At 34.7% G+C, this 13174-nt stretch carries 9 protein-coding genes; 4 read left to right on the forward strand and 5 right to left on the reverse strand.

All coding sequences use genetic code 11. The features are described 5' to 3' along the window. The first annotated feature begins 13 nt into the window (after nucleotides 1–13). The 4 genes from ACNC7R_RS17045 to ACNC7R_RS17060 all read left to right on the forward strand — a co-directional run bounded on the left by ACNC7R_RS17045 (nucleotide 14) and on the right by ACNC7R_RS17060 (nucleotide 9120). Nucleotides 14–1369 (forward strand): RagB/SusD family nutrient uptake outer membrane protein, encoded by a 1356-nt coding sequence (locus ACNC7R_RS17045; protein ID WP_417942234.1) that lies wholly within the window; start codon nucleotides 14–16, stop codon nucleotides 1367–1369. Between the two features lie 11 nt (nucleotides 1370–1380). After that, nucleotides 1381–3354: a TlpA family protein disulfide reductase gene (locus tag ACNC7R_RS17050; RefSeq protein ID WP_417942235.1), complete on the forward strand. Its 1974-nt coding sequence runs from the start codon at nucleotides 1381–1383 to the stop codon at nucleotides 3352–3354. 23 nt (nucleotides 3355–3377) lie between these two features. Continuing rightward, nucleotides 3378–5975: an alpha/beta hydrolase family protein gene (locus ACNC7R_RS17055; RefSeq protein ID WP_417942236.1), complete on the forward strand. Its 2598-nt coding sequence runs from the start codon at nucleotides 3378–3380 to the stop codon at nucleotides 5973–5975. A gap of 349 nt (nucleotides 5976–6324) precedes the next feature. Then, entirely contained in the window at nucleotides 6325–9120 is a 2796-nt protein-coding gene (locus ACNC7R_RS17060) for a M16 family metallopeptidase (RefSeq protein ID WP_417942237.1), read from the forward strand. 319 nt (nucleotides 9121–9439) lie between these two features. On the opposite strand, the gene hemL is transcribed toward ACNC7R_RS17060, so the two are convergent. From hemL to ACNC7R_RS17085, 5 genes are read right to left on the reverse strand one after another with little or no spacing between them, the layout of a single operon-like run. Beyond that, complete coding sequence (gene hemL, locus ACNC7R_RS17065; protein WP_417942238.1) at nucleotides 9440–10726, reverse strand: glutamate-1-semialdehyde 2,1-aminomutase; 1287 nt, start codon at nucleotides 10724–10726, stop codon at nucleotides 9440–9442. A 43-nt stretch (nucleotides 10727–10769) separates the two neighbouring features. After that, nucleotides 10770–11021 carry a hypothetical protein gene (locus tag ACNC7R_RS17070; RefSeq protein WP_417942239.1) on the reverse strand — a complete coding sequence of 84 codons (252 nt, stop codon included), beginning with the start codon at nucleotides 11019–11021 and terminating at the stop codon, nucleotides 10770–10772. Between the two features lie 20 nt (nucleotides 11022–11041). Then, nucleotides 11042–11923, reverse strand: a complete 882-nt coding sequence (locus ACNC7R_RS17075) for a glucosaminidase domain-containing protein (RefSeq protein WP_417942240.1) — start codon at nucleotides 11921–11923, stop codon at nucleotides 11042–11044. Then, nucleotides 11916–12824 carry a 1-aminocyclopropane-1-carboxylate deaminase/D-cysteine desulfhydrase gene (locus tag ACNC7R_RS17080; protein ID WP_417942241.1) on the reverse strand — a complete coding sequence of 303 codons (909 nt, stop codon included), beginning with the start codon at nucleotides 12822–12824 and terminating at the stop codon, nucleotides 11916–11918. Before ACNC7R_RS17080 ends, ACNC7R_RS17075 begins: the two co-directional genes overlap by 8 nt. Next, a complete protein-coding gene (locus ACNC7R_RS17085) occupies nucleotides 12821–13156 on the reverse strand; it encodes a hypothetical protein (RefSeq protein WP_417942242.1) in 336 nt (111 codons plus the stop codon). The genes ACNC7R_RS17080 and ACNC7R_RS17085 overlap by 4 nt, the downstream gene beginning before the upstream one ends. Between the last annotated feature and the right edge of the window lie 18 nt (nucleotides 13157–13174).

Genomic DNA, 13174 nt, shown 5'->3' on the forward strand with positions numbered 1-13174 from the left:
AAAAAATAGACTTATGAAATTTCTAAAATCCACACTATATATATTACTTCCGGTACTTTTATTACACTCTTGTCGAGATTACGTAGAAGTAGAACCGATTGGAAACAACAGAGTTTTAAAATATACCTCTGATTACAGAGGCTTGGCTAATAATTACAGCGCTATAACAGCATCTGGAGGAATTTACCTTTTAGCTAATGCCGATGTCGAATTTCCTGTAACCTATCAAAATACTGTAAATACAATTTGGGCAAACAGTTATACGTGGCAGGATAGAATCTACGATCCTTCTCAGGGAGACTCAGACTATATAGGATTATACAAAGCTGTTTATTACAGTAACGTAATCCTTGATGGGGTATGGAGCAGCGAAAAAGGAACTGATGCAGAAAAGAAAGAAATTTATGCCGAAGCTTTTGTGCACAGAGCCTTTGCTTATTTGCAATTAGTAAATACTTATGGTCCTCAGTTTGATCCTGCGTCTGCTAATTCAGAAAAAGCAGTTCCCTTGTTATTAAAACCATTATTGTTTTCTTCACTAGAAAGAAATACGGTTGGAGAGGTTTACGATCAGATCATTTCTGATTTAAAAAATGCTTTAGCAAATGATATTCAGGACACTCCGGATTTCAATGTACTTCCTTCAAAAATAGCTGTGTATGGCTTATTAGCAAGAACTCATTTATTAATGGGACAATATGATCTGAGTCTTGAAAATGCTCAGAAAGCACTAGAAATGCAGAATTCATTAATTGATTTAAAAACATTTGCTTCTGGTTACAGTTATCCTGTTTTAATTCAGAATCCTGAAGTGATATTTTCTAAAACTTTATTGTTAACATATAACGGAGCTCCTCTCGCTACTGAATTATTAAATAGTTTTGAAAGTAATGATTTACGTTATGATTATTACACCATTGCAGGAAATACATTCCGTCCAATTTATACAGGACGAGGTTTTGGAATTGCTACTTACAGTTATACAAACGGAATTAACATTGGGGTTTCAGTTCCTGAAATGTACTTAATTGCTGCCGAATGCTATGCCAGAGCAGGACAAACTCAAAAAGCCGTAGATTACCTTAATATTCTTAGAGCAAAGAGATTCAAAGCCAACACTACTTATGAGGTAAGTGCTGCAACAAGTACGGAAGCTTTAAATCTTGTTTTGACAGAAAGACAAAAAGAATTCATAGGAAGAGGTTTCCGCTGGTTTGATCAGCGAAGACTAAACCTTGATCCGGCTTTTCAGAAAACATACACACGAACTTTTAAAGGAAACACATTTACCCTGGCTCCTAACAGCGATGGATATGTATTTCCAATCAATCAAAATTACATCGATTTAAACCCTGAACTAGGTAAATAAAACACTTTACAATGTTAAAAAAATTAAATATCATTTTTTGGGTATCGGTTCTTTGTGCCTTTACCTTACAAGTTACCGCACAAGAAGTCCCTTTAAGATTACAAGGAATGGTAGATATCCCTATTCCCGGATCAACTTTAAATATGACTTATGATCCAAAAGGTGGCCCATTAGAAAATGTCAAAGATATCAACGGCTATGCTTATGTTTTCAATGATTACAGATGGGAAATCGAAGATATTAAAATGAAAAGAAATGGCGCTGTTTACAGCGCCGACTTTACCGTTCCAAAAAACTGTGCTTTTATGGCTTTCAAATTCTATGGTAATACCGAAAATGGAATTGTTACTGATACCGGACAAGACAAAGGTTATATACTGGTGGTTTTTAAGGAACCAAAAGTAAAAATGCCGGGTGCAGATTTAGCCTGGGCGACTTTTAGAAACAAAAACTTCAACGGAGAATTTAACGGTTATTTCAAAGATTTTTCTATTGATTCTGATGCAACGGAATATTGGTTAAAGAAAGAGGTTAAAGACCATCCAGAGAGATTTCCTGATTTTTTTGATACCTACATCAAAATCCTGAAAAAACAAAAACCGGAAAAATTTGATGAAATTGCTCCTAAAATTTTAACGCAATTTTCAAAAAATACTAACGGAATGCCAGAAGAAGTTTTTGTTAAACTTCGCAACATTTATTTGAATGATTTAAAGAACACAGCAAAAGCAGATTCTTTGGAAAATATAATTCAAAAACAGTTTCCAAAAGGCGCCTATTTCAGATTCAAAGCTTATCAGGTATTTAGCCGAATTCCTGACGTAAATGAAAGATACAAAGCAGCAGAACAGTTTTTAGCTGAGTTTCCATACAGCAATGAAGTGCCAACTGAACAAAAGTATCTCTATGATAATATTGCAAAAGCAAAGTTCGAATATTTTTTTCAGGCCAAAGATTACAAAAGCATTCTGGATTTAATTCCAACGATGAGATTTGCTTCATTGAAAGATGCGTATCATCAGAACATTTCTAAAGCTTTGTATTTAAAAACGGTTACACCTGAAGTTTTAGAAACAATGGCTGTTCCGATGATCAAATTAATGGAGCAGAAAGTAAATGATATGTCTTATATGCAGGGAGTTTACTGGTCTCCAAATCAGGCAACTGAAAATGCTAAAAATCAATTAGCCACCGAATTGATCATCCAGATTCGTATGTTTGATATGCTGAAAAAATACAAAGAAGTAGTAGAAACATTCGAAAAACTGCCATTCGAAAACCGTTATGAAAAAGCAGGTGTCAATGATATTCATGTGAGAGCTTTAGAAGCATTAAACAAACCGATTATTGACGTTTTAAAAAATGCTGCAAGGAGAAACACCTTGTCTGAAGGAATGACGGCTAAACTGAAAGAAGCTTATTTAAAAGAAGGGAAGAAAGAAAGTGATTTTCCAGCTTATTTAGAGCAATTAAAGAAAGAAAACAATTCTGAAGAAAAAATAGCTTTGATTGATATCGCTGCTCCTGACATTAAAGTTCAGGGAACTGATGGAAAAACAAAACAATTAGACTTAAACAGTGGTAAAATTATCGTAATCGATTTTTGGGCGACCTGGTGCGGTCCTTGCAAAAAAGCTTTTCCGGCAATGCAACAATTGGTAAACAACTATAAAGAAGACAAACAAGTCGAAGTTTATTTTATCAGCACACAGGAAACCAAAGAAGGATATAAAAAAGAAGCTTTGGCGTATTTAAAAGAAAAAGGCTTAAAAATAGATACTTATTTTGATTTGGTTAAAAAAGGAGGCGGAACAAATAACGAATCTTTCTCAAAATACGCAGCAATTTTCAAATCAAGCGGTATTCCAAGAAAAGTAGTGATCAAAAATGGTAAAATTAGATTTACTTCTGAAGGTTATTCTGGAAATCCGGGACAATTGGTTGATGAACTTACAGGGGTTATCAATGCTTTAAAGAATGAATAATTCGCTTTTTGAAATTTAATTATATGAAAAAAATAGTTGCACTATGTACATTCGCCTTGAGTGTACATAGTTTATCTGCACAGAAAAAAACAGTTGACGAATCGGCTTATCAGTCATGGGAGAGAATTAATAGTAAATCTTTATCCTATAATGGAAAGTGGATGTCCTATAATACCGTATTTCAGGATGAAGGAAAAGAGAATAAAAATCAGATTATAATTCAGGAAGCTCCAAAAGGGAAACGTCTGGTTCTTGACAATATTAGCGATATGAAATTCATCGGAAAAAACGACTGGATTCAGTACGCAAAGAATGATAGTACACTGCTTCAAAATTTAAAAACCGGAGCAAAAAGACTTTGGAAAACCAAACATTACACCAATGCTATTGAAGGAACTGATTTTCTGTATTATACTCGTCCAGAAGCTGAAAAAGGCTCCTTTTTTCTGCAGCGTTTGGTTTGCTATAATATAGAAAATAATGACAGTATTGCTGTAAACAACATTAAATCATCCCGCTTTTTAAAAAACAAATCGTTTGTTTATTTGCAGATTGAAAAAGATCAGGTATTCTTAAAACATGGAATTCCGGGAGGCAAACAAGAAACTATTTACAGCGGTAAAGCTGCTGATTTTGGTGATTTTCAAATGAACGATAAAGAAAACAGTGGAACTTTTACTTTGAAAGGAAGTAACAGTAACGATTTTAATATGGTTTATTATTTTAATCTGAAAAATAAATCAACAAAAGCTTTATTCAATTATGATGACATTAAGCTAAGTGAACCTGGTTATTCGGTTTCAAAAACAGCATACGGATTAAATGAAAACAGTCGTTTTATCACATTATCTGTAAATTCTAATAAGCGTCCTGAAAACACACAAATAGCAAAATCGGGAGTTGAAATCTGGAAATCGGATCAGGGCACTATGGAACGCAGACAGGAATTGTTGCGAAATTCAAAAATACTGCCAAGCGAACAGAAATTTCTTTATGATATCCAAAATAAAAAAGTAGTCAAAGTCGCTGCAACTGGCGAATTCGATCAGGTTTTAATGCCAGAATCTGGTAATTTTAAAGGTGTTTTTGCTATCGATAAAAAACCTTATGCTGTAGAAGTAGACTGGACTTTTAATGAACGTAATGATCTTTACTGGATCGATACCGAAACAGGAAAATCTACAAAAGTACTGACAGGCGTTTTTGGAACTCCAACTTGGAATCCGCAGGGAAGTTTTGCGGTTTTTTATGATGAAAAAGAAAAAGTATGGACAGTTTTTGACAACAGTTCTATGCAATTCAAAAATATCAGTTCACAAATTCCTTTTCCTGTTTCAGATGATAACGTAGATATGAAATCGGCGAATACGGCTTACGGGATTGCAGGCTGGTTAAATAACGGAAATACAGTCGTTTTATACGATCAGTTTGATATGTGGGCCATTGACCTGACCAATCAAAAAAAGGCATATTCGATAACACAGCAGTATGGAAGAAAAAACAAAGTGGAACTTCGATACGGAGAACAAGGTTATATTGGAAATTTAGACGACAGAAAATCGATTACCTTAAGTGGTTTCGATACAGCACATAAATCGAAAGGTATTTACAAATTAGTCGATGCCAATTCGATTATAAAAGTATTCGCTAATTCAGAATACAGCATAAGTATTGAAGCAGTTTCTGGGGATAATTCTAGTGTTTTATTCTCTAAAAAAAGCTATACTATTTTTCCAGATTTATGGTGGGGAACTGACAATTTCAAATCACAGCAAAGAATGACTAATGTTAATCCGCAGCAGAAGGATTATGCCTGGGGGACTGCAAAATTACTTACATGGAAGAGTTTTAACGGAAAAGAAAATCAGGGAAACCTATATCTTCCGGAGAACTATGACAGTAAAAAAACATATCCTGTAATTGTTCATTTTTACGAAAAACATACCCAAGATTTTAATCAGTATCATGAACCCGAAACGAGCACTTCTAATATAAATATTCCAACTTTTGTAAGTCAGGGTTATATTGTTTTTCAGCCAGATGTACATTACACTTATGGTGATGTTGGAAACAGCGTTTACAATGATGTCATCAGTGGGGTTGAATATTTAATTGCAAAGGGAATTACCGAAAAAGGGAAAATTGGAATTCAGGGACATAGTTTTGGCGGTTACGAAACATCTTTCTTAACAACAAAAACAGATCTTTTCAGCTGTGCCATTGTAGGTTCGGGAGTAAGCAATTTTACTGCCAATTATCCTGTAATGCGATCCAATGGTATTTCGACTATGTTTAAATACGAAGCCGATCAATATCGTATGGGAAGTGCAATGCATGATAATCTGGATGGCTATATCAAAAATTCGCCTATTTTTTCGGCTAAAAACATCAAAACACCAATCCTTGTTTTTCATAATGATAACGATCGTGCTGTGCCTTATCAGGAAGGACAATCTTTGTTTTTTGCACTCCGCCGTTTAGGTAAACCTGCTTTATTGGTTAACTACAAAAAAGAAGGACATACTTTAGATGATACTGCCAATAGAAAAGACTGGACACAAAAAATGCAACAGTATTTTGACTACTATTTAAAAGGGGCCTCACGCCCGGAGTGGATGTGATTTTTTTTCTAACACATAGAAACATAGAATTTAAAAAAAATAAAAATAGCTGAAAACAAATCTAGATTTGAACACATAGAACTATGTGAATTTAGAAAAATGAAATGCCTTTTTGAGATTAAGAAAAGCTATTATTCTATGTGTTTAAAAAGAAAACCACAAATTTCGCAAATTTTCACAAATTAATAATTCGAGAAATTTGTGCAATCAGTGGCAAAAAAATAACCAGATTATCCGTCTTCAATAACTGTTATTTGAAGGTTTCAAATGAGACCTTCAAAGCAACAGCAGGGGCTTCTTATACTTTTTAAAAACCAAAATTCAATCAAAAAACAACAATAACGATCAAATGAAAACAAAATTAATTCTGGCGCATTTCCTGATTCTCGGTTTATCTCAGGTTTCTGCGCAGTTTAAAACTACTTTTTCGCTGCCAAAAGAAGTGGCACACGGAACGCTTCCCAACGGAATGCAATATTTTATCATGCACAACGAATGGCCTAAAGATAGGGCTGATTTCTATTTTGTTCAAAACGTTGGAGCTATCCTGGAAAATGATGATCAGGACGGATTAGCACATTTCTTAGAACATATGGCTTTTAACGGAACCGAACATTTTAAAGGAAAAGGAATCATCAATATGTTAGAAAAACAAGGAGTTTCTTTCGGTAAAGACATTAATGCTTACACGGCTTATGACGAAACCGTTTACAACATCAGCAATGTTCCTTCGCAAAATAAAACTTTATTGGATTCTTGTATGTATGTGCTGCACGACTGGTCGGGTTCTCTCCTGCTTGCCAATAACGAAATTGATGCTGAAAGAGGTGTAATTCGTGAAGAATGGCGTACGAGAAGAAATGCAGATTACAGAACGGGAGAAAAAATCAACAAAGTCGTATTTGAAGGTTCAAAATATGCAAAACGAAATGTAATCGGAGATTTAAATGTGATCAATAATTTCAAATATCAGGTATTAAGAGATTATTACAAAAAATGGTACCAACCACAAAATCAGGCTGTCGTAATCGTAGGGGATATTGACATCGCTTTAATTGAAAAACGGGTTAAAGAAATTTTTAGTTCGATACCGACTCCCAAAAAAATCAATAAAAGAGAATACGAAACAATTCCGGTACAGAAAGGGAATCGCTACGTTTTGGCTACCGACAAAGAATTACAGCGTTCCGGAATTTCTCTTTCATACAACAAATCGAAACCTTTAGTACAGGATCAGGCCGAAATGACTAAAAGTATGCAGGAAAATCTGGCGATGCAGATGATGAATACTCGTTTCAACGAATACATCATTAATAACGAAACAGCAGGTTTGGCATTCGGAATTTCAAATGAAAATCTTTCGAGATTAGATAGTAAATTTTCACTTATGGTTACTCCGAAAAAAGGAAAATTCATCGAAGCTTTTACAGAAGCTTACAGAGAATTTGAAAGAGCCATGCAAAACGGATTCACGCAGCAGGAATTAGACCGTTTGAAAACTAAAATGCGCACCTCCTACGACAATCGTTTAACAAATAAAGATAAAATTGGGAACAGTTACTGGGCAGAACAATTACAGTTGTATTTCTTAGAAGCCAATCCTGTTTTTTCTGTTGAAGGTGAACACGAATGGATCAATACTTTCTTGAACAATGTTACTTTAGCTGAGGTAAATACTGCTTTTAAAGCGCTAAATCCAAAAGATAATTTAGTGTTATCGGTTTCTGCTCCGGAAGATGCAGCAGCAAAATTCCCGGAAGCAAATGAATACTGGAATATTATCAAAACTATTTCTGACACAAAATTAGAACCATATAAAGAGGAAGAATTAACGGCTTCTTTGGTAAAAGAGCAATTGACAGAAAAACCAATTGCAAAAACAGAAGATATTAAAGCTTTTGCAAATGCGAGAAAATACACTTTGGCAAACGGCGCAAAAGTGATTATTTATCCAACTGATTTGAGCAAAGACCAAATTTTGTTTACTGCTTACAGCGCTGGAGGAAACTCTCTGGCTGACTGGAAAGACCTTCCGTCGGGTCAAATTGCTGCTGGTTTAGCTACATATTCTGGTTTAGGCGATTATAAATTTACCGATTTAAAAAAGAAACTGACTGGTAAAACTACCTCCGTGAGTCCGTATATTGGTGGTTTGTACGAAGGTTTTAACGGAACCAGCAACAAAGAATCGCTAACGACTTTATTACAGCTTACTTATTTGTATTTCCAGCATCCGAGATTTGACAACAGCACTTTCGATAAAATAAAAGAACAATATCAAAATAAACTCAACAATGCTCCAAACAGCAACGAAAAAGCTTTAAATGATACGATTTCAAATTTAAATACCAATTACAGCAAACGTAACTGGCTTTTAACACAAGATTTTATCAATGCTCTGGATTTTAATAAAGCTAAAAAAATCTATACAGAACGTTTCTCAAACGCGGCAGATTTTACGTTTCTATTCGTAGGAAATATTTCAGAACAAGACATTACTTTGATCAATACCTATTTAGGAAATATTCCGTCAAACGAAAAAGCAGAAAACTATGTGGATCATAAAATTTTTATGAAAGACGGAAAAGTAGAAAAAACGATTTTCAGAACGATGGATACGCCAAAAACAACGGTGTATCTTCATTTAGAAAATAAAGATGTTGCTTATAACAAAAAGAATAAAATCTTAAGTTATATGTTATCTGAATGGCTGACAAAACGTTATTTAGAAACGATTCGTGAAGAAGAAGGCGGTAGTTACGGCGTCCAGGTTGGAGCCAATTTATCACAGTCTCCTTCCCCATTATTTTCTTTAGAGATCAATTTCGATTGTAATCCTGATAAAGCAGATGCTTTGGTGAAAATTGTTCACGCCGAGCTTGCAAGAGTTCAGACTGAAAATATTCCGGCAAATATACTCGAAGACATCAAGCAATCTATTCTAAAAAATCATCAGGAACAGATTAAACAAAACAATTACTGGCTGAATGTTTTGACTTCTTATGTTCGAAATAACGAAGAACCTCAGGATACAGAAACTCTAAAAAACACTTTAAACAACATAACTGCAAAAGACCTGAAAGATTTCATCGTTAGTTCTTTAAAAAAATCTAACAGTGTACAGGTACTTATGAAAGCAAAATAAGAATTTTTATAAGTCAGTTCCTGATTTGTAATTCTTATTGATTTTTTTATTTTTAATTAGTTTTTAAAGGCTGTCCAAAAGATAGCCTTTATTATTTCTAAAGCATAAAACTGGCAAAAGTCTATAATATAATACATCTCTAAATAGTACCAAATCTAAACGGATGAACTGAATAACCTTATAAGCAAACAAGCAATTGAGAACATAATTGTTGTCCCCAATCGCTTGTTATTTTTAAATTCAAGATATCGAATCTGTATTTTATCAACACAAAATGATACTGCTGTGCAGATAAAGTTAGCTTTTTAAACCCTCGTCATTAGAAGGTTTTAGAAACCTTATCAATTGCATTAATGGTAAAATCTAAATCTTCATAGGTCAAAGCATCTGTAATAAACCAGGTTTCATAAGCAGAAGGCGCGATGTAAACACCTTCCTGCAATAATCCGTGAAAGAATTTTTTAAACGTTTCGTTATCTCCTTTTGCAGCTGTTTGAAAATCGGTAACGGGATCAGCATCAAAATGCACCGAAATCATAGAACCAACTCTATTAATGGTAAAAACAACATTATTCGCTTTTAAAACCCTGTCAATTCCTGCTTCCAGATACGCTGTTTTTTCTTCTAATCGGGTAAAAATTTCAGCATCATTATTTAAAGATTTCAGCATCGCTAATCCGGCAGCCATTGCCAACGGATTTCCGGATAATGTTCCTGCCTGATAAACCGGACCAAGAGGTGCCAAATAATTCATAATTTCTTCACGTGCCGCAAATGCTCCAACTGGCAATCCGCCACCAATCACTTTTCCGAAAGTAACAATATCGGCATCGATATTGAATAACTCCTGAACGCCGCCTTTTGCTAAACGGAAACCTGTCATTACCTCATCAAAAATCAATAAGATTCCGTTTGCCGTACACAAATCTCTTAAGCCTTGCAGGAAACCTTTTTGAGGTGGAATACACCCCATATTTCCGGCAACGGGTTCTATAATAATGGCTGCGATTTCGCCTTTATTAGCTTCAACTAAAGTTTTTACATTCTCTAAATCATTGTATTTCGCCAGTAAGGTATCTTTTGCAGTTCCTTCTGTAACTCCGGGACTGTTTGGTGATCCAAAAGTTACAGCTCCACTTCCGGCCTGAATCAAAAAGGAATCAGAATGGCCGTGATAGCAGCCGGCAAATTTGATGATTTTGTCTCTTTTTGTAAACCCACGAGCCAGACGAATCGCACTCATACAAGCTTCTGTTCCCGAATTTACAAAACGGATTTTGTCAATATTCGGAACCATTGAAACCGCTAAAGCAGCAATTTCTGTTTCCAGTTCGGTTGGCATTCCAAATGATGTCCCTAGTTTCGCTTTTTCGATTACCGCATCCACAACCGGCTGATAGGCATGTCCCAAAACCATTGGTCCCCAGGAATTGATGTAATCTATTAATTTATTTCCGTCTTCATCGTACAAATAAGCACCTTTGGCACTTTTTACAAAAATCGGAGTTCCTCCAACGGCTTTAAATGCTCTAACCGGTGAATTTACGCCTCCCGGAATTACTTTTTCTGCTTCAGCAAAAAGCTGGCTACTTCTTTTATAAATCATTTTATTTAGATTATTAGATTTTAGACTTCTTAGATTTTTTAGATCACAAACTAAGACCTCTGTCTTTTATATATTCATTAAAATATTTTTGTTCGATTTGTTCTTCTTTCGAAAGGTCTTCAAATTTTAAGTCGGACATTCCCTGAGGAGAGTAAAATTCCCATTTCCAAATTGGGCTATGTTTTATGAAAAAATGATTTTGCCCAAATTCATCATGATGGTAAATTCCACAAAAAAATCGAATTGTTATCGATATTGCCAAAATAAAAACTCCAATTACGATTTTGTTTTTCATTAATATTTTACAACTAATAATTACTTCACTTTCAGTTTCTGACCTATCGAAAGGGCATTGTCCGTCAGGTTGTTTTTCTGTTTTAATTCGTCAACCAGAATGTTGAATTTTTTGGATATCGAATACAAAGTATCACCTTTTTGTACTTCGTATAAATTCGGATCGTCTGAATTTGAAAATGAAGACGAAGAGGAACTCTTTACCGTTGCTGACTTATTAATTGACGTGTAGCTTTTCCCTGTAACCTGACAATCGTACTGATGCAGATTATAACGCTCAATATAACTGATTAATTTATCCGGATAATTGGGATCTGTTGCATAACCACAAGCCCTCAGCCCTTTTGACCAGGCTTTATAATCGTCTTTTTCATACGTAAACAAAACAGCATATCGGTTTTTACCAACTAAAAATAAAGCGTGATCCCGGTAGGATTCTGATGGTTCTTTATATTTTCTAAAACATTCCTGAGATGAATCATCGTCATGACGAACACTTTCCCCAAGCCAGTCCTTATGGCATTTTATTCCGAAATGATTATTCGCCGACACCGCCAGATCCCCTCTTCCAGCTCCCGATTCCAGAATTCCCTGGGCCAGGATAATACTTGCCGGAATACCATACGTTTTCATGTTTCCCATTGCAATATCTTTATACTGCAAAACATAATCAGTAATTAAACTGCTGGTAACAACTGTTTTGGAAGTCGATTGAATAACCTCAGTTGTATTATTTGTAGAAGGATATTTAGTAGTTGGTCTGGAAGTAACTCCTTTTTTAGTCGCAACTGTTCTTGGTCTTTGAACCGCTGCCTGTTTTTTAGTGGTTGCTATAGTAGGCTTGCTGGAAGAACAGCTTGCCAATACTGCGACTACGAAGAGTGTAATTATTTTTTTAAGCATCAATTTTGAGTGTTGGTATTTTTTTCTGCTTCAATTTTAAATTCATTCCATTAATTCCCTGTAGTCCGCCAGTGTGAATGAGTAAAATTTTTGAATGTGCAGGAAAATAGTTTTTATGGATTAAATCTATAACGCCAAAAACCATCTTTCCAGTATAAATTGGATCTAAGGGCACTTTATTTTCTTCAAAAAAAGCATTGATAAATTCAATTAATTCCAAATTTATCTTGCCATAACCTCCAAAATGATAGTCAGAAATCAAATTCCAGTTATCTTTCTGTGCAAAAATACAAATTTCATCTTTTAAAAAATCACCTTTTAACGCCGAAAACCCTAAAATTTTCTGATGTGGCAACGCACTATTTATCAATCCGGAAATCGTGCCGCCTGTTCCAACAGCGCAGCAAACGTAATCAAAAACCGAATCTTCATCAGTCAAAATCTCTTCACATCCTTTTACGGCAAGTTCATTTGTACCACCTTCGGGAACCAAATAAAAATCGCCAAATTTCTGTTTTAAATTTTCGATATACGATTCTTCGTTTTTTAAGCGGTAATTTTCTCTTGACACAAATTCAAATTGCATTCCGTTTTCCTGAGCGAATTTCAGAGTTGGATTTTCTTTTATTTTATCCAAAAGTTCATCGCCGCGAATGATTCCGATTGTTTTAACCCCCTGCTCTTTTCCTGCATAAGCCACCGCTGCAATATGGTTCGAAAATGCGCCTCCAAAAGTTAATAAAGTCGTTTTATTTTCGGCTTTCGCCTGAAGCAAATTGTATTTCAGTTTCCTAAACTTATTTCCCGATACAAAAGGATGAATCATATCTTCACGCTTTATGGTCAAAGAAATGTCGTTTGGAAATTGGATATCTATGGATTGATTGAAAACTGGATTCATTTTAATTTTATGTATTGCAAGAACTGAAAAAAAGAGCGGTTTTTCAGATAATTAAAATCAGTTTCATTTTCGTATGCCTCTCTTTCAAAACTAATATTTCTATAGGCTAAATCTCTGTTTTTGTATTGGATAAAACGAATAAAAAACTCTACAATATACCAGATAAAAAACGGTAGAATGAGCATTTCTATTTGCTGTCTTAAATGTATTTTTTCGTGATTTAAAAAAACAACATTTACCTGATCTTTATAATATTTTACTAAAACAAATGGAAATATAGCCATTCCACGATAGCCCTTCGGAATTAAATATTTAGCAACAATTAGAAACACTGGCTGTAAAATTTATAA

Origin of the sequence: Flavobacterium adiutor, from assembly GCF_048282555.1 — a bacterium.
Classification (GTDB): domain Bacteria; phylum Bacteroidota; class Bacteroidia; order Flavobacteriales; family Flavobacteriaceae; genus Flavobacterium.